Origin of the sequence: Kitasatospora sp. NPDC127060, from assembly GCF_042724935.1 — a bacterium.
In the GTDB taxonomy this organism is placed as follows: Bacteria; Actinomycetota; Actinomycetes; order Streptomycetales; family Streptomycetaceae; genus Kitasatospora.
The window spans coordinates 58677-76249 of sequence record NZ_JBHXEG010000021.1 but is presented as its reverse complement, the minus strand read 5'-3'; the positions used below and the strand labels follow the sequence as shown (position 1 = coordinate 76249).

Sequence of the window (17573 nt, the reverse complement as noted above, 5' to 3'; positions counted from 1 at the left end):
CGGCCGCCGTCGGACAGGTTTCGTACGGCTTCGTACGGATTCGTACGGCTTCGTACGAGTGGGTACGGGTGCGTACGAGTGGGTACGGACGTCCCGGGCGGCCTGCCCGGCTCGGTCGGGTGACCGGCGCGACCGACGCTAGCGGCGCCCGGGGGGCCGGACGGGCGGGCTGAGCGAGGGGTGAACCTCCCTTAGGCCGCCGTTAAGGAAAGAGCCCTCGACGCGCCGTCACCTCCGGACCTCCGGCGGGCGGGACCACCCCCGGCCCGCCGTCACTTCGGGAACAGCGCGCCCCGTGTCCGCCGCCGGCCCGTGCGCGCGGGCAGGGCCTCGTCCGGCCGGGTGCGCAGCCGCAGCCGGGTCTCCGCGCCGCCGAGCACGGCGGAGCGGCCGAGGGCGAGGTCCCCGCCGGTGGACTCGGCGAGTTTGCGGACGATGTCCAGCCCGAGGCCGGTGGAGCCCTCCCCGCCGTGGCCCTCGCCGCGTCTGAGCGCGGCGCTCGGGTCGCTGTAGCCCGGTCCGGCGTCGCCGACCAGCACGATCACCGAGCTGCCGGTGGCCAGGACGTCCACCGAGAAGGCGGTGCCGACGGCGGTGTGCCGGAAGACGTTGCCGAGCAGCGCGTCGACGGCGGCGGCGAGGTCGCCGCGCTGGACGGGCACCGGTGCGGCGCCCTCGGCACCGGCCAGTTGCCAGCGGCGGCCCTCGTCCTCGGCGAGCGCGGACCAGAAGCCGACCCGTTCGCGGATCACCTCGGCGGCGTCGCAGCCGACCGTGACGGCGGGCGCGTCCTCGGGGGCGCGGCGGGCGGAGCGGATGATCTGGTCGACCTCGCGCTCGAGTTGGGCCACCGCGTGCCGTGTGGCGTCGGCTGCGTCGCCATCGCCGAGGGAGGCCGCGTTGAGGCGCAGCACGGTCAGCGGGGTGCGCAGCCGGTGCGACAGATCGGCGGCCAACTCACGTTCTGCGGCGAGGAGTTGGGCGACACGGTCGGCCATGGTGTTGAACGCCTGGCCGGCTTCGCGCAGTTCCTCGGGGCTGCCGTCGACCTGCTTGCCCTCCACCGGGACGCGCACCGCGAGGTTCCCGGCGCCGAGCGAGCGGGCGGCCGTGGCGAGCCGGCGGGCGGAGGCGACGATCCGGCCGCCCATCCGGTCGGCGACCAGCACCGAGATGGCGACCAGGCCGAGCGCGACCGCGGAGAGCACCAGCCAGGCGGTGGAGACGCCCCGGGTGAGGTCGCTCTCGGCGACGAACACCTCGACCACCGCGCTCCGCCCGGTGTCCACCGCGACCGGCTGGAGCAGCGCGTAGCCGCCGGGCACCGCGACGGTGAAGGCCCGGCCCTGGCCGCCGGCCGTGGCCACGTCGGCCGCGGTGGCGCGGGCCTCCCCGAGGGTCGGACCGTCGGGGGCCGCTCCGCCGTCGGCCGGTGCTCCCCCGGCAGCCGGGGCTGCGTCGGCGGCCGGGGCTGCACCGGCCGACGCCCCCGCGGCCGCCGGCAGGTGGACCGCCATCCGCCCCTGCGTCCCCGCGTCGGTGCTGGCCAGCGCCCGGTTGACGGCGTCCTGGTCGGTGGTGATCGCCAGCGCCGGCCCGAGCGCCGCGGCCTGCCGTTCGGCGGCGGTGAACGCACGGTCCCGGGCGGTCTGTTGGACCATCAGGCCGAGCGGGATGAGGAAGGCCAGCGCGACCATCGTGGTCCCGGCCACCGCGGCCTTGATCATGGCCCAGCGCAGCGAGTGCGCGAACCGCTTCATGTCCGGTGCTCCGCGGGCCCCGCGGCGGCCTCCAGCCGGACCCCGACTCCCCGGACGGTGTGCAGGTAGCGGGGGTTGGAGGCGGTCTCACCGAGTTTGCGGCGCAGCCAGGAGAGGTGGACGTCGATGGTCTGGTCGCCGCCGTAGGTCTGCTGCCAGACCTCGGCGAGGATCTCCTTGCGCGGCACCACCACGCCGGGCCGGGCCGCCAGGAAGGCCAGCAGGTCGAACTCACGCCGGGTCAGGTCGAGCAGCCGCCCGTCCAGGACGGCCTCGCGCCGCTGGAGGTCGATGGCCAGGCCACCGACCCGCAGCACCTGGGTGACGGGGGCGGCGCCACTGCCGAGCCGGCGCAGCACGGCGGCCATCCGAGCGCTCAGGTGTTCTCCGGAGAAAGGTTTCACCAGATAGTCGTCGGCCCCGTCGTTCAGCAGCCGGACGATCTCGGCCTCGTCGTCCCGCGCGGTGGAGATGATCACCGGGACGTCGGTCAGGCCCCGGATCATCTTCAGCGCCTCGCTGCCGTCCAGATCGGGCAGGCCCAGGTCCAGGATCACCAGGTCGCAGCCGACCTGGGCGACCTCCCGCAGCGCCTCCAGGGCCGTGCCCACACTGCGGACCGCGTGACCGGTGTCGGTCAGGTGGCGGATGAGCGCGGACCGTACGAAGGGGTCGTCCTCGACCACGAGCACTGTTGCCATGGCCCTGCACGGTACGCCATCGGCGGGCAGTGGTCTGTACCTCGGGGGCCGGTCCGGGCGGCGCCCGGACATCGGGCAACTGCCCTGCCGAACACCAGGGGTGCCGGTCCCCGCCGACCGGGAAGTACGGCAGGATGTGCGGACGATGCGGAACGGACTGGTACAGCTCTGCGCCTGGGCGGCGGCCACCGGGGCGGCGGTGGCGCTGTCCTGGCTCGGCGTGCACGCGGTGCTCACCGGAGCCGCGTTCGAGCAGCCCACCGCGCTGCCACTGCCGTCCCCGAAGGCCGGGAGCACCCCGTACGGCACGAGCGCCACCCCCGGCCGGACGCCGACGACCGACACCCCGAACCTGCCGCCCGCACTGTCCCCGACCACGAACGCCGCCACCACCGCGGCGCACGCCCCGGCCGGCCCCGCGGCCACCACCCCGCCCAAGCGGCCCGCGCCCACCGCCGCCACCACGTCCACGGTGCGGAGCTACCCGATCCCCGGCGGCCGGGTCGCCCTCGACATCCGGGCCGACAGCGCCTCACTGGTCTCCGCCACTCCGGACCCGGGCTGGCAGATGCAGGTGTGGAACGGCGACCGCTGGATGCGGGTGGACTTCACCAAGGACGACCAGGCCAACTCGGTGTTCGTCTACTGGAACGGCCACCCGCCGATCGTGGAGACGGCGATCCGCTGAGCCGGGCCCGTCACCAACGGACGGCTCGTAGCGGCCTCCAGCCTTGCGAAGCGGCCTCCAGCCCGCGAAGGGCCCGTACCCCGGCAGGTACGGCCCCGCGTGCCCCGCCCGGTCGACCAGGGTGTGCCGGGTGCCGCCCGGCACCGCGACGGTGGCCGGCACCACCGGGCCGAAGCGGTCCCGCACCTCGTACGGCTCGGCCGGCGACACCGCGCCCCGGTCGACGGCGTCGTCGTACGCGTTCCGTTTCCTCCTGGTCAAGGTGCGCCCCGGGGCGGGAGAATCGGCTGCACCGCTGTACAGAATGCCCACCGGAGGACGGCCCCGCGATGCCCCCCGCCCACGCCCCGAGCTCCCCCGGCTCCCCCGGCTCCCCCGATTCGCCCGCGCCCCAGGGCACTCCCCAGGGCGCTCCCCCGGCCGCGGCCGGCGGGGGGAACGACACCATCGACGCCCTGGACGGCCGGCTGATCCGGCTGCTGGCGGAGGAGCCCCGGATCGGCGTGCTGGAGTGCTCGCGCCGGCTGCAGGTCGCCCGGGGCACCGTGCAGGCCCGGCTGGACCGGCTGCAGGCCAAGGGGGTGATCAGCGGCTTCGGCCCGGAGGTGGACCCGGCCGCGATCGGCTACCCGGTGACGGCCTTCGCCACCCTGGAGATCTCCCAGGGCCAGGGCGCGGACGTCCGGGCGCACCTGGCGTGGGTGCCGGAGGTGCTGGAGCTGCACACGATCACCGGGATCGGGGACATGCTGGTGCGGATCGTGGCCCGCTCCAACGCGGACCTCCAGCGGGTGATCGACCGGGTGGTGGGCTTCGACGGGATCGTCCGCTCCTCCACCGCGATCGTGCTGGAGAACCCGGTGCCCTACCGGATCCTGCCGCTGGTGGACCAGGCGGCCGCCGAGTAGGACGGCCCGTCCGGCGCGATGTGCCGATTCGGCATGGGCATGAGGCCTCGTCAGCCCCAAGATCCACACATGGACGTTCCACCCCTACCCGCGCCGCGCGTCGGTCCGCCGATACCCGTGCCAGCCCCGTCCTCCCCCAGGACGGCCCTCGGGACGGCGCTCGGACCGGCCCCGGGACGGCCCCCCATGACGACCCCGGTCGCGGCCGACGGCATCGGCGCGGTCTCGATCTCACTGCCGATGGCCCAGGCCCACCGCTGGCCGGGGTCGCCGCCCAGCTGCGGACCAGGCGGGGCGACGACTTCGCCTCGGTGGCCTTCGGCCTCTGAGCCCCGGGACGGGCGGCCCAGGGCAGCCGACCCTGGCGGGCGGCCCTGGCGGGCGGCCCCGGCGGGCGGCCCCGGCGGGCGGCCCAAGGCGCGAGCGCGGCCCGAGCCGGATGGGGGTCAGCAGCTGGGAACGCTGCCGCCGCTCCGCAGCGCGTCCAGCGCGGCGACCGACTCGGCGAGCGTGCCCACCGGCACCAGCCGCAGCGTCTTGGGGGTGTTCACCTTGGCGTCCGTGCACTCGTCCTTGGGGAGCAGGAAGACCGTCGCGCCGTCCCGGGCCGCCGCCTGGGTCTTCAGCGGGACGCCGCCGACCGGGCCGACGGTGCCCTTGTCGTCGATGGTGCCGGTGCCGGCGATCTTGAGCCCACCGGTGAGGTCGCCGCCCTTGCCGTCGCCGGCGAGCTTGTCGACGATGCCCAGCGCCAGCATCTGTCCGGCGCTCGGTCCGCCCACGTCGCCCAGGTCGACCTTGACCTTCACCTGGTCCGGCGAGAGGTGGAGGTAGCCGAGCGCGGCCGCGGTGGCGCTGTCCTGCGACTCGGCCATCTGCTGGGCCGTCACCTGCTCGGCCTTGGTCGGGTTGCTCTGCGGGTACACCGTCTCGGTCGGGCGGACGGCCTCGTCCGGGTCGAACCAGGCCCGCAGCGCCCGCCAGAAGGTGGTCTTCTGCCCCGGGTTGGTGGCCGAGATGGTGACCATCCGCAGCTCTCCGTCAGTGCTGCGCAGCGGCGCCCCGGTGATGGTGAGCACCGGCCGGTCCTGGTAGCTGCCGAGGGTGTCCGCGGTCAGGCCCGGCCAGGTGATCGTGTACGGCAGCGGAACGAAGGCCGCCACGCCGAACAGCGCGGCGACCAGCACCCCGCAGAGCGCGAGCGAGCGGGTCCGCGGGGACGGGAGGGCCTTGGGCAGCTTGGTGTCGGACACAAGGGGAATCCAAACACACCGGGCGCCGTGATTCGCCCGCTCGTCCCCGGGCGCTCCGGTCCGGGCCCTACCTCAGCGCGTCGGCCACCTCGGTGGCAGCCTCCACCACCCGCGGGCCGACCCGCTCGGGCACCAGCCCGTTGAGCATCACCACGCCGACGCTGCCCTCGATGCCGCTCAGTCCGAGCAGCGCGGCCGCGGCCCCACTGGCCCCGGACTGCTCCTCCGCACGGGTGATGACGAACCCCTGCTCGGGCCGCCGCTGGCTGGGGAAGGCACGGGCCTCCAGGATCGCCCGCCCGGCCGCGCTCTCGCCGAGCGGGTGGCGCAGGCCGGTGCGGTAGGCGACGTGGAAGTCGGTCCAGCTGGGCTCGACCACGGCGACGGCCAGCGCCTCGTTGCCGTCCACCAGGGTCAGGTGGGCGGTGGCGCCGAGGTCCTCGGCGAGGCTGCGCAGGGCGGGCAGCGCGGCCTCGCGCAGCAGCGGGTGCACCCGGTGGGCCAGCCGCAGCACGCCCAGGCCGACCCGGGCCCGGCCGCCGATGTCGCGGCGGACCAGGCCGTGCTGTTCCAGGGTGGCGAGCAGCCGGTAGACCACGGTGCGGTTGACGGCCAGCCGGGCGGCCAGCTCGGTGACGGTGAGCCCGCGCTCGGAGTCGGCGAGGAGCTTGAGGACGCGGACGCCGCGGTCCAACGTCTGGGAGGTCTCTGCAGTCACGACGGGCAGTCCTTTCCGCGGCGCTCGCGGGGCGGCGGCGCCGGGCCAAAAGGTCGGTGTCGCGCGCAGGTGGGGGTGGCCGCGCTCGGGCCGCGCGGCGTCGTCCTTGACGACCGCACGGTCCTGCGGAGCCCGTCCCTCGGGGGTTGCCCGGCGGAAGAGCGTGGGGGAAAGGTAGTGAAGGAAATGTCGCGGCGGAAGTGGTTGTCCAAAATTCGGTCGTGATCGTCATCGGCGCCGCCGGGAAATCCGGACGAAACCCACCAATCCACCGGCCGGGTTCGGGCGTCGGTTCGAGCCCGGTCCGAAGTCCGGACACCCCGGGCGGGCGGGGTCCGGGCCGGTCGGCCCGGACCCGCCTGCCGGACCGTTACTTCGCCCACTCCCGGATCTTGGCGATCCGCGCCTTCAGCTGGTTGGCGGTGGCCTGGGCGGTCAGCGGCCCGCCGCACTGGCGGCGCAGCTCGTTGTGGACGGTGCCGTGCGGCTGGTTGGTGCGGTGGTGCCAGGCGGCGACCAGCGCGTTCAGCTCCTTGCGCAGCTCCCGGAGCTCCTGGTGGGTGACCACCGGCCGCTGCTCGGCCGGCAGCTCCAGCAGGTCGGCCTCCTCGGCGGGCTTGGTCTTGCTGCGCTGGATCTGCCGGTGCTGGCGCTTCTGCAGCAGCATCTGCACCTGGTCCGGCTCCAGCAGGCCCGGGATGCCGAGGTAGTCCTCCTCCTCCTCGCTCCCCGGGTGGGCCTGCATGCCGAACTCCATGGCGTTGTACAGCACCCGGTCGAAGACCGCCTCGGAGCCCAGCGCCTCGTAGGAGAACTCCTCGCCGCCCGCGCCGTCCGGCCCGTCGTTGGCCCGCTCGGCCTCGGCGAGCAGCCGGTCCTCCTCGTCGAAGAGGCCGTCGCCCTCCTTCTTCGGCCGGTCCAGCACGTGGTCGCGCTGGAGCTCCATCTCGTTGGCGAAGCCCAGCAGCATCGGGATGGTCGGCAGGAACACCGAGGCGGTCTCGCCGCGCTTGCGGGCACGCACGAAGCGGCCGACGGCCTGGGCGAAGAACAGCGGGGTGGAGATCGAGGTGGCGTACACCCCGACGCACAGCCGGGGCACGTCGACACCCTCGGACACCATGCGGACCGCGACCATCCAGCGCGAGGTGCCCTCCGCGAAGTCGGAGATCCGCTGGGAGGCCTCGGCCTCGTCGGAGAGCACCAGGGTGACCTTCTCGCCGCTGATCTCGCGCAGCATCTTGGCGTAGGCGCGGGCCACGTTCTGGTCGGTGGCGATCACCAGTCCACCGGCGTCCGGGATGGCCTTGCGGACCTCGGTCAGCCGTCGGTCGGCGGCCTGGAGGACGGACGGGATCCACTCGCCCTGCGGGGACAGCGCGGTGCGCCAGGCCTGGGCGATCAGGTCCTTGGTCATCGGCTCGCCGAGCCGGGCCTCCAGCTCGTCGCCGGACTTGGTGCGCCAGCGCATGTTGCCGCTGTAGCTGAGGAAGATCACCGGGCGGACGACGTGGTCGGCGAGCGCGTGCCCGTAGCCGTAGGTGTAGTCGGCGATGGACTTGCGGATGCCGTCGCTGCCGGCGTCGTAGGCGACGAACGGGATCGGGTTGGTGTCCGAGCGGAACGGCGTCCCGGTCAGCGCGAGCCGGCGGGCGGCCGGCTCGAAGGCCTCGAAGCAGGCCTCGCCCCAGGACTTGGAGTCACCGGCGTGGTGGATCTCGTCCATGATCACGAGGGTCTTGCGGGCCTCGGTCCGGTTCCGGTGCAGCATCGGGTTGACCCCGACGCCCGCGTAGGTGACCACGATGCCGTGGTAGTCCCGGGACAGCGGGCCGGAGGAGTACGCCGGGTCCAGCCGGATGCCTATCCGCGCGGCGGCCTCGGCCCACTGCTTCTTCAGGTGCTCGGTCGGTGCGACGACCGTCACCTGCTGCACCAGGTGGTTGTGCAGCAGGTACGAGGCCAGGGTGAGGGCGAAGGTGGTCTTGCCTGCGCCCGGGGTGGCGACCGCGAGGAAGTCGCGCGGCTGGGTCTCGATGTACTTGTCCAGCGCACCCTGCTGCCAGGCCCGCAGCTTGCCCGCGGTGCCCCAGGGGGCACGACCGGGGAAGGCCGGGGAGAGGTGGTGCGAGGCGGCGGGCGCGGCATGGCCGACGGCCCGGACGGGCTCCTGCGGCTCCGGTGTGTCGGAGAACAGCGGCATCGAGGAGGCGGCGGCAGTACTCACGGTCTCCGAGGGGGATCATCGCAGGTCAGAGGCGGTTTTTCGGCCCCGTCCCGCGGTCGGGCGGCGATCGGACAACCCGCCCAGCCTACCGGCCCGGGGCCGTTCGAGCCTCCAGGACGGGCTTCGCGCCGGGCCCGGACGGCCGGAAATCGATGTGACGCAGGTCACGTCGATTCACTCGCGTAACCGGGTAATCCCCACCGGTCACGGGACTCTCACCAGGGTGAGGCCGCCCCAACCCCACCTGCCGTCGGGCGGCCGCCGAACGAAGGGCCCACCCTTGCACGCCATCGTCGAAGAGACCGTCCAGGCCCGCCTGATCCTCTCCCCGCACCGCTCCGCCCGGCTGCGCGTGGTGCTGTCCTACCTGCCGGAGGACCCGTTCGCGGTCCGGATGGCGTTCCCCGTCGAGTTCTCGCTGGACGACGCCGCGGACGGCCAGGACGCCGAGTCCATCGTCTGGGTGTTCGCCCGCCGGCTGCTCTCCTCCGGCCTGGAGCTGCCGGCCGGCGTCGGCGACGTGCACGTCCGGCCCGCGCCCGGCCGGCGCACCATGGTCGAACTGCGGGCCCCGGAGGGCACCGCCCTGCTCCAGTTCGACAGCGCCGACCTGCGGCGCTTCCTGTGGCGCAGCCGGCTGGTCGTCCCGGAGGGCGAGGAGCACCTGCACCTGGACGCCGACGGCGCGCTCGCCCAACTGCTCGACTGACGGCGCTGACACCCTGGCCACCCTGGCCACCCGGACCCCGCGAACCGCACCGACCGCACCGACCGCACCGACCGCACCGACCGCACCAACCGCGCGGACGGCGTCCGGGAGCGCCCCCACGCCTCCGGGGCCCGCGGGATCAGCCGGACAGCTTGCGCATCAGCCGGACGCCCTGCGCCGCCGTGAGGTGCGGCAGGTACGCCTTGCCGATCGCCCTGGTGATGCCGGGCAGCGCGGCCGGGTCGGGGTAGGCCATGAACATCGGCCGGTACTCCGGCTGGAACTTCGCCTTGAACGCCAGCAGCGAGCGGAAGCCGTACACCGGCTCCATCACCTTGCCCATCCAGTCCAGCATCCGCTGCAGCCCGGTGGGCTCCTCGTCCTGCCGGGCGCGGGCCAGCGGCGCCCCCGACAGCGAGAGGAAGCGGGCGCCCTCGCCCTTGAAGCCGAGCGCGGCCGAGGCGATCAGGAACTCGTTCACGCCGCGGAAGCCGTCCGAGCGCCGGCGCATGAAGTCCAGCGTCCAGCCGACCGGCTCGCCGTCCTCGTACACCGGCATCCAGCTGGTCAGCCCGTGCACCACCCGGTCCTGGTCCACCGCGACCAGCACCCGCACCGCCGGGTCGTCCAGCTCCTCCAGCCCGCCGAGGGTGAAGCCCATCTCGGGCAGGCCCTTCTCGGAGACCCACTCCTCGGAGATCGCCCGGATCTGCTCGCGCAGCGCGAGCGGCGCCTCGTGGTACGCCCACCACTCGGCGGTGATGCCCTGCTTTCCGGCCTTGTTCAGGGCGGTGCGGATGTCCTGCCACTTGCGGCCGGTGAAGGCCAGCTCGGGCAGCGGCACCACGGTGTCCTCGGCGACCTGCACCGAGCGCCAGCCCAGCTGGGCGGTCGCCGCCCGGGTGTCGGCGCAGACGCTGTAGAAGCACGGCGTCCAGCCCCGGGCGTCGCAGTACCGGGCGAAGCCGGCCACCGCCCGGGCCCGGTCCTCCGGGGCGCCGAACGGGTCGCCGGTGGTCAGCGCGACGGTGCCGACCACCCGGTAGGCGACGGCCGCGCGGCCCCCCTCGTCGAACCAGTAGTGGTTGCCGTCCCAGGTGGTGATGAAGGACAGCGTCCCGCCGCCGTGCTCGGCCAGCAGCGCCCGGGCCCGGGCGACCGCGGCCGGGTCGGTGCGCAGCACCGGCCGCCGGAACGCCGTCAGCAGCGCGACCAGCGCGACCGCCCAGAACGCCAGCCCGCAGTACGTCTCCAGGAACAGCGCCACCGGGCCGACCGCTATCGGGTAGTCCGGCAGCAGGTCGTTGTACGCGGGCGGCAGGAACTGGGCCGGCAGCCCGTTCACCAGCCCGCGCAGGCCCGCACCCGGCTCGAACTGCCCGGCCACCACCCGCCCGAGGCCCACGTACGCCGCCGAGGCCACCAGCGCGGCCCCGCCGACCACCGCGGCCAGCCGGCGCACCGCCCGGCCGGACAGCCGCAGCCGGAACCGCTGCCGGGTGGCCAGCAGCAGGACGGTGGTCAGCAGCGGCAGCAGCATCGCCTCGACGAAGTACTGCACGACGTCCCCGCTGACCGGTCCGGCCTCGAAGTACAGCCAGGCCAGCAGCACGGCCCAGAGCAGCTCGGTGGCGACGCTGATCCGCCAGGCGAACCGCAGGCCCCGGCGCAGCCCCTCGGCGAGCACCAGCAGCAGCGCCGGGAACAGCGCGGCCATCAGCCGGCCGGGGGTGTCGAATATCCGCTCGACGGCGTGCGCCCGGGCGCAGTCGTGCGCCGAGACGGCGCAGAAGTCGGCCACCTCCTCCGGGCTGAGCCGGTGCGAGAAGTACAGCTCGGAGAAGGTGTTGAACGGCCCGCTGGCGTTGTCGTACAGCGAGGCGATCAGCGGCCCGCAGGCGGCGGCGACCAGGCAGAGCGCGACCAGCACCCGGGTCTCGGTGTGCGAGGAGCGGTGGCTGCGCAGGTACGGCCGCCCGCGGCTGAGCAGCGCGCCCAGGCCGAGGCCGACCAGCGCCGCGGCGCACCGCTGGACGCTCTGCAGGTGGCCGACGTACAGCGTCATGACCAGCGGGACGAGCAGCACCAGCAGGTGCAGCCGACGGCGCCAGAGAACGGTGAGCCGGTAGCCGAGCACGCCGGCCAGGGCGAACAGCCCGATGGCTGGCCCGACCGCGGTCTGGTCGGCCACCGAGGCGGTCCACTGCTCCCCGGCCGAGGAGCCGATGGCCACCAGCGCGGTGCCCAGCAGGGTGCCGGCCAGCTGCCCGCCGGCCAGCACCGCGAGGGTGCGCAGCCGGCCGAGCCGGCGCTCGGCGCCCGGGCCGACCAGGAGCAGCAGCAGGCTGGTGAAGACGTACGAGCCGATGCCCGAGCACCAGAACAGTGAGGTGACCGGCGTCCACCAGTGGCCCTCACCGAGGGTGCCCTGGCCGACGCCGACGCGGGCGAGCAGCCGGGCGGACGGCCCGCCGGACAGGCTCCCGGTGGCCGCGCCGAGCGCCCAGAGCCCGGCCAGCATCGCCAGGGTCAGCGGCGCCGAGCGCAGTCGGCCGCCGAGCGCCCGGGCGGCCCGGCGGATCCGTTGGGGGCCGGGTTCCGGCGTCCGGGTGACCGGGGCGAGGTCGCTGCCGGGCCCGGCTTCGGCGGCCGGCGGCGGTGCGGTCGGGGCCGCGAGCAGTCGGCTCACCGGATCAGGCCCATCTGCTGGGAGAGCCAGGGCAGGTTCTGCTCCAGGGCCTGCCGGAACACCACCCAGCTGTGCCAGCCGGGGATGGTCTGGAAGCCGACCTTCATCCCGGCCTCCTGGGCGGCGGCGTGGATCTTCTCCTGGCCCGGCCGGAACCACGGGTCGTCGGCGCCGACCACGATCATGCCGGCGGTGTCGGGGAACTTCTTGCGGGCCATCACGTGCACCGGGTCGACGGCGGCGAAGGCCGCCTCGTCACCCCCGAAGGCCTTGGCGACGGTCTCCTGGTGGCTGCCCAAGGTCGGCTCCTCCTGTCCGGAGATGTCCAGGAAGGTCCCGTACACCTCGGGCGCGTTGACGGCCAGTTGCAGCGCGCACGTCCCGCCGAGCGAGAGCCCGCCGATGGCGAGGGCACCGCGGCCGGTGGCGGTCTGCAGGTTGTGGTGGATCCAGTCCGGGATGTCGACGGCCAGGTAAGTCTGCGACTTGGCGATCTGGGAGTCCATGCAGAGCGGGTTGGCGAAGTTTCCGCCGGTCTGGTCGGCGACCAGCACGATCGGCGCGAGGCCCTGGTGCCGGGCGGCGAAGGCGTCCATGGTCTCCCGGACCGCGCCGGAGTTCACCCAGTCCTCGGGACCGCCGGGCTGGCCGGGCAGCAGCACCACGACGGGCAGCAGCGGCCGGGGGTTGGCCCGGTAGGCGGGCGGCAGGTAGACGTACCCGGGGCGCGGCGAGAAGCCGGACTTGGTACCGGGGACGGTCACGGTGGACAGGGTGCCCTTGTCCGGCAGGCCGGGTGGCGCGTGCCAGACCTCGGCGAGCGGGCGGTCGGGCGTGCCCTGCACGGTGGCGGTCGCCCGTCCGGTGGTCAGTTCGTCGGTCTGCGGCGCCAGCATGGCCCGGGCCGTCGGGTACTGGTCGAAGCCCCGGTTGACCTGCGAGGCGGCCATCAGCACCACCAGGACCAGGCCGCCGACCGCGAACAGCCGGCGGCGGACGGTCAGCAGCGGGGCGCGGAAGCAGAGCAGGGCGATGGCGAACAGCGCGACGCCGATCCAGCGCAGCACGAAGTCCGGGGTGCCCTCCGGGAAGGGGTGCCACCAGTCGTCGACGGCGATCTTCACCAGGACGGTCAGCACCCCGCCGAGCAGCAGGGCGCCGAGCATGCGCGGGGCGCGCCAGCGCTCGTGCCGGGAGAACGCCAGCAGGGCCAGCGCACCCCAGCCCGCGGCGAGCACGGCGTACGGGATCGGGCCGTGGGTGAGCGGCCAGTCGATCGGGTTCCAGCGGGTGGCGAGGGTGAGCGTGGTCATGCGGCTTTGCCCGGCGGTGTGGTGTCGGCCAGGAATCCGTAGGCGACGACGTTTCCCTCGTAGCCCTGTTCCTCGCTGTACGCGCCACCGCAGGTGATGACCCGCAGCTGTGCGTCGGCGGCCTGGCGGTAGACCCGGTCGTCCGGGAAGTCCTTTCGGTCGTGCACTTCGATGGCGTACAGCTGGTAGACGGCGGTGGCGCCGTCGGCGCGGGCGATCTCGATCCGGTCGCCGCGGTGGAGCGCCCCCAGGTGGTAGAAGACGGCCGGCCCGGCCTGGTTGTCGACGTGCCCCGCCAGGATGGCGGTGCCGCGCTGGCCGGGGGTGGCCCCGCCGCGGTACCAGCCCGCGAGGTTGCGGTCGGTCGCGGGCGGGGCCTGGAGGTGGCCGTCCGGGTCCAGGCCCAGCTCGGTGACCGGGGCGTCCAGGCGGACGGCCGGGATGCGGATCCGGGTCGGGGCGGACGGGCCGAGCGGGGGGACGACGGAGACCGGGGCGAAGCCGGACAGCGCCTGGCCGGTCGGCGCGGGCGGCAGCACGGGCGAGCCGCCGTCGTGCAGCAGCCAGGCGCCGAGCACCAGCGCGGCGCCGGCCGCGAGGGTGCCCGGCCAGGGGCTCCTGCTCTGCTGGTCGCCCACGGGTGCTCCCTCCTGCCGGCCCGGATCCCATTCCTGAGAGTTTCCTGGGAACTCATTCAATCGGATCGGACCCTACGGCACGTCCCCACGACGGTCGTATCCGCACCCGCCGATCGGCAGGGATTGCGGCTCCGGTCCTGCGCCGGGTACCCGTGTCACCACGGAACGTGATTCCACTGTCGCGCGGGCGACCGCGGCCCTACCACTCGTCGAACAGCATCGACGTTCCGGCCCGCCGGTTCGGTTGCGTCAATCGGGCGATCGATCCCGACCGTCCGCTGCGCCTCTCCGACCGTTCCGGACCGCATGCCATGCTGACCCGGTCACGGGCTCCATCCCCCTCCGGTCGGCCCGGACATCCCCCTCCGGTCGGACCGGACTTCCGCACGCCGCGCGCACCCGGCACCCGAGCCGGCCGCCTGCCGATCGCCTCACGAACGGAGTGACCATGGACGCGCTCTCCCGCCGAACCCTGCTGGCCGCCGGAGCGGCCACCGCCGCGACCCTGGCGACCGGCTGCGGCACCGACCGGGCCGACGGCGGGGAACACGCGGCCGGCGGGCAGAGCGCCACCCCGGCCGGCCCGCCGGACGGGCAGAGCACCACCCCGGCCCCGGTCCCGCAGAAGCCGCAGGCCGTACTGATCGGCGACGGCTCCACCTCGGACACCGGTGCCCAGCCCCACCAGCCCGTCACCGAGCGGCTCCAACCCGGCCAGCGGCCCCCGCAGTTCGTGGTCTTCTCCTGGGACGGCGCCGGCGAACTCGACAACGGCCTGTTCGCCCGCTTCCGCCGGCTGGCCCAGGAGCACAACGCCTCGATGACCTTCTTCCTCAGCGGCCTGTACCTGCTGCCGGAGTCCAAGAAGGACCTGTACCGCCCCCCGCAGCACAAGGTCGGCGCCTCCGAGATCGGCTACCTGAGCGACCAGCACATCCACGACACCCTGGAGAACGTGCACGCCGCCTGGCTGGAGGGCCACGAGATCGGCACCCACTTCAACGGCCACTTCTGCGGCTCCACCGGGGTCAGCGCGTGGTCCCCGGAGGAGTGGGACAGCGAGATCCAGCAGGCGATGGACTTCGTGACGAAGTGGCGCACCAACACCGGCTTCACCGACCTGCCCGCCCTGCCCTTCGACTACCGCAAGGAGCTGATCGGCAGCCGCACCCCCTGCCTGGAGGGCCAGCGCAACCTGCTGCCCACCGCCGTCAAGCGCGGCTGGCGCTACGACAGCAGCGGCAACGGCACCCAGGTGTGGCCGCAGAAGATCCAGGGCGGCGCACTGTGGGACCTCCCGCTGCAGGCCATCCCGTTCCCCGGGCACACCTTCCAGGTGCTGTCGATGGACTACAACATCATGTTCAACCAGTGCGGCTCCAACACCAAGGCCGATCCGGCGCTCTACCCGGGCTTCCAGGCCCAGGCCCGGGACTCCTACCTGATGGGCTTCGACCGCGCCTACAACAGCAACCGGGCGCCGTACATCATCGGCAACCACTTCGAGGAGTGGAACGGCGGCATCTACATGAACGCCGTCGAGGACGTGCTCAAGTCGATCGCGGGCAAGCCGGAGGTCCGGCTGGTCTCCTTCCGCCAACTGGTGGACTGGCTGGACGCCCAGGACCCCGCGGTGCTGCGCAAGCTGCAGGGCCTCGGCCCGGGCCAGTCCCCGGCCGGCGGCTGGGAGAGCTTCCTCGGCACCCCGGCGGCGCCGCCGGTCCCCACCGCCACGGCCACGGCCACGGCCACGGCCACGGCCGGCTGAGCTTCAGCCCTTCGGACGGATCCGGCCGGAGAGCAGCGCCCCCAGCGCCGCCACCGCGGCCATCACCAGCAGGATCACCGCGAAGGCGCCGGGCGAGCCGTCGGCCCCGGCGCCCTCCTGGGCGGCGGCCAACGAGCCGCCGCCCAGCGCCGCGAACAGCACCCCTGCCAGACCGGTCAGCAGCACGTTGCCCAGCGCGTCGCTCATCTGCAGCGCGGCCGAGTTGGCCCCGGCGTCCTCCGGCGCGGAGAGCTTCATCATCAGCACGCTGACGCTCGCGACCGTCAGCCCCATTCCGATGCCGCCGACGCCCCAGGCCACCGACGCCGTCCAGGCCGGCACCGCCGGGACCAGCACCAGCGCGGCGCCCGCGATCGCCACCGCGGTCAGCACGAAGCCGCCCCGGATCATCGCCCCGCGGTAGCGCTCGGCCCCGGGCCGGCCCTGCAGCCAGGAGCCCAGCGCCCAGGTGAGACCGCCGCTGGTCAGGGTGAGCCCGGAGAGGGTCGGCGAAAGGTCCCGCTGGGTGGTCATCATCAACGGGACGAAGGCCTCCGCGCCGAGGAACGCCCCGGCCGCCAGCCCGCGCAGCAGGATCACCGTCGGCAGTCCGCGCCCGGCCCGCAGGGTCCGCTTCGGCAGCAGCCCCAGCACGGCCGGCACCAGCAGCGCCGCCCCGGCGATCCCGGGGAGCAGCCCGACCAGGTCGCGCCGCTGGCCGGCGTACTGCAGCAGGCCGGCGCCGACCGCCGCCATGGCCGCCAGCAGGGTGCGGCGGCGGTCGAACTCGGCACCCCTGAGCACCGGGTGCTCCCGCTCGGAGCGGGCCAGCGCCGGGCCCATCACCGCCAGCGGCAGCAGGATCAGCACCGGCACCGCGAGGAAGACCCAGCGCCAGCCGAGGTGCTGGGTGACCGCCCCGGACACCAGCGGCCCGACGATGGAGGGCAGCACCCAGGCCGAGGAGAAGGCGGCGAACACGGCCGGCCGCAGCCGCTCCGGGTAGGCCCGGCCGACCACCACGTACAGCGCGACGATCACCAGCCCGCCGCCCAGCCCCTGGATCGCCCGCCCGGCCACGAACACCCACATGCCGGGCGCCGTCCCGGCCACCACCAGGCCGGCGCCGAAGACCGCGATGCCGGTGAACAGCGGCTGCAGCGGGCCGCGCCGGTCGCACCACTGACCGGAGACGACCAGGGCGAACAGCGTGGTGGTGAAGTAACCGGAGAAGGCGAAGGCGTACAGCCCGAGGCCGTTCAGCTGCCGGGCCGCGGTCGGCATCGCGGTGTTGACGGCGGTCGCCTCGAAGGCGATCACCAGGACCACCGACACGATCCCGAGCGTCAGGGCGCGGTAGCGGCCGCTCATGACTCCCCCACCGGGGTCGGCTCCGGAGCCGGAGGGTATCGAGGGGGAGTCGACCGAGGTGGGGGAGGCAGTGGTCATACGTAACATCGTAAGAGCCGTCCGCCTCGGTGACTCCTGACCGCGGTCCCTGACCGGATCCGTCGCAGGCCCTAGGACCAGCCGCCCCCCGGGGCGTCAGTGCAGCACCTTGAGCCCCACCACGCCGGAGACGATCAGCAGCAGGCAGCCGATCCGGGCCATGGTCACCGCGTCCCCCAGGACGGCCATGCCGTAGAGCGCGGTGCCGACCGCACCGATGCCGACCCAGACCGCGTAGCCGGTGCCGATCGGGATGGTGCGCATCGCGTACGCCAGCCCGCCCATGCTGAACAGCAGCGCGACGCCGAAGACGAGGCTGGGAACGGGGCGGGAGAAACCCTTGGACGATTCCAGGGCCACTGCCCAGACGGTCTCCAGGAGACCCGAGACGATCAGAACGAGCCAAGCCATGACGGCCGTACCTCCGCAGTCCACAGCGGCCGGATTACCGCTGAACTGCGTCGTCTTGTCGTCACCGGGTACGACGCTCTCGTCCGGGGTGGCGGGAAAACGGCCACCGCCTCCGACGGTAGCACACATTGCCACGCAGAATTTACAGAAGTTCGTTGACCCCATTCCGGCGATCGGCCATCCTGAATTCGCTGGCCGTGTGCCCGAGTGGCTCAGGGAACCGTCTGCAAAGCGGTGTACGCGGGTTCAATTCCCGCCACGGCCTCGAAAGGGGAATTGCCGGTCGACTTCTTGAAGTCGACCGGCAATTCGACATTCCGGCATTCCGCTTTTCCGGCCGG

Annotated in this window: 14 protein-coding genes, 1 tRNA gene and 1 riboswitch; of the genes, 5 read left to right on the top strand and 10 right to left on the bottom strand. The window is 73.8% G+C overall.

Annotated features, from left to right (window positions below):
• Positions 1-272: 272 nt before the first annotated feature.
• Entirely contained in the window at positions 273-1760 is a 1488-nt protein-coding gene (locus tag ACFWIS_RS14800; protein ID WP_380453714.1) for a sensor histidine kinase, read from the bottom strand.
• Positions 1757-2461, bottom strand: coding sequence for a response regulator transcription factor (locus ACFWIS_RS14795; protein WP_380453712.1), 705 nt, complete (start codon positions 2459-2461; stop codon positions 1757-1759). Before ACFWIS_RS14795 ends, ACFWIS_RS14800 begins: the two co-directional genes overlap by 4 nt.
• Before the next feature lie 145 nt (positions 2462-2606).
• Between ACFWIS_RS14795 and ACFWIS_RS14790 the strand changes: the two genes are divergently transcribed.
• Together ACFWIS_RS14790 and ACFWIS_RS14785 are read left to right on the top strand one after the other, a co-directional pair.
• Complete coding sequence (locus ACFWIS_RS14790; protein WP_380453710.1) at positions 2607-3149, top strand: hypothetical protein; 543 nt, start codon at positions 2607-2609, stop codon at positions 3147-3149.
• Between the two features lie 329 nt (positions 3150-3478).
• Positions 3479-4057 (top strand): Lrp/AsnC family transcriptional regulator, encoded by a 579-nt coding sequence (locus ACFWIS_RS14785; protein ID WP_380453709.1) that lies wholly within the window; start codon positions 3479-3481, stop codon positions 4055-4057.
• A 446-nt stretch (positions 4058-4503) separates the two neighbouring features.
• Here ACFWIS_RS14785 and ACFWIS_RS14780 read toward each other — a convergent pair whose 3' ends face one another.
• From ACFWIS_RS14780 to ACFWIS_RS14770, 3 genes are all read right to left on the bottom strand, one after another.
• The gene (locus tag ACFWIS_RS14780) at positions 4504-5310 is read right to left on the bottom strand and encodes a S16 family serine protease (RefSeq protein ID WP_380453707.1); all 807 of its coding nucleotides are present in this window, start codon (positions 5308-5310) and stop codon (positions 4504-4506) included.
• Between the two features lie 67 nt (positions 5311-5377).
• Positions 5378-6028, bottom strand: a complete 651-nt coding sequence (locus tag ACFWIS_RS14775; RefSeq protein ID WP_270146684.1) for an IclR family transcriptional regulator — start codon at positions 6026-6028, stop codon at positions 5378-5380.
• 370 nt (positions 6029-6398) lie between these two features.
• Positions 6399-8231: a DEAD/DEAH box helicase gene (locus ACFWIS_RS14770; RefSeq protein ID WP_380453754.1), complete on the bottom strand. Its 1833-nt coding sequence runs from the start codon at positions 8229-8231 to the stop codon at positions 6399-6401.
• 304 nt (positions 8232-8535) lie between these two features.
• Here ACFWIS_RS14770 and ACFWIS_RS14765 point away from each other — a divergent pair, with 304 nt between their 5' ends.
• Positions 8536-8964, top strand: a complete 429-nt coding sequence (locus tag ACFWIS_RS14765) for an SsgA family sporulation/cell division regulator (protein ID WP_380453705.1) — start codon at positions 8536-8538, stop codon at positions 8962-8964.
• 139 nt (positions 8965-9103) lie between these two features.
• Here ACFWIS_RS14765 and ACFWIS_RS14760 read toward each other — a convergent pair whose 3' ends face one another.
• From ACFWIS_RS14760 to ACFWIS_RS14750, 3 genes are read right to left on the bottom strand one after another with little or no spacing between them, the layout of a single operon-like run.
• The gene (locus tag ACFWIS_RS14760; RefSeq protein ID WP_380453703.1) at positions 9104-11653 is read right to left on the bottom strand and encodes a rhomboid family intramembrane serine protease; all 2550 of its coding nucleotides are present in this window, start codon (positions 11651-11653) and stop codon (positions 9104-9106) included.
• Entirely contained in the window at positions 11650-12966 is a 1317-nt protein-coding gene (locus ACFWIS_RS14755; RefSeq protein ID WP_380453701.1) for an alpha/beta hydrolase, read from the bottom strand. The genes ACFWIS_RS14760 and ACFWIS_RS14755 overlap by 4 nt, the downstream gene beginning before the upstream one ends.
• Positions 12963-13604, bottom strand: a complete 642-nt coding sequence (locus ACFWIS_RS14750) for a class F sortase (protein WP_380453699.1) — start codon at positions 13602-13604, stop codon at positions 12963-12965. The genes ACFWIS_RS14755 and ACFWIS_RS14750 overlap by 4 nt, the downstream gene beginning before the upstream one ends.
• Before the next feature lie 448 nt (positions 13605-14052).
• Between ACFWIS_RS14750 and ACFWIS_RS14745 the strand changes: the two genes are divergently transcribed.
• Positions 14053-15372, top strand: a complete 1320-nt coding sequence (locus tag ACFWIS_RS14745) for a hypothetical protein (protein WP_380453697.1) — start codon at positions 14053-14055, stop codon at positions 15370-15372.
• Between the two features lie 3 nt (positions 15373-15375).
• Here the strand turns inward: ACFWIS_RS14745 and ACFWIS_RS14740 are convergent, their stop codons facing one another.
• Together ACFWIS_RS14740 and ACFWIS_RS14735 are read right to left on the bottom strand one after the other, a co-directional pair.
• A complete protein-coding gene (locus ACFWIS_RS14740; protein WP_380453695.1) occupies positions 15376-16821 on the bottom strand; it encodes an MFS transporter in 1446 nt (481 codons plus the stop codon).
• A 96-nt stretch (positions 16822-16917) separates the two neighbouring features.
• Entirely contained in the window at positions 16918-17232 is a 315-nt protein-coding gene (locus ACFWIS_RS14735; RefSeq protein ID WP_380453693.1) for a DMT family transporter, read from the bottom strand.
• A gap of 44 nt (positions 17233-17276) precedes the next feature.
• Positions 17277-17342, bottom strand: a riboswitch (guanidine-III (ykkC-III) riboswitch).
• Positions 17343-17425: 83 nt separating this feature from the next.
• Between ACFWIS_RS14735 and ACFWIS_RS14730 the strand changes: the two genes are divergently transcribed.
• Positions 17426-17497: transfer RNA gene (locus ACFWIS_RS14730), tRNA-Cys, on the top strand.
• The last annotated feature ends 76 nt before the right edge of the window (positions 17498-17573 follow it).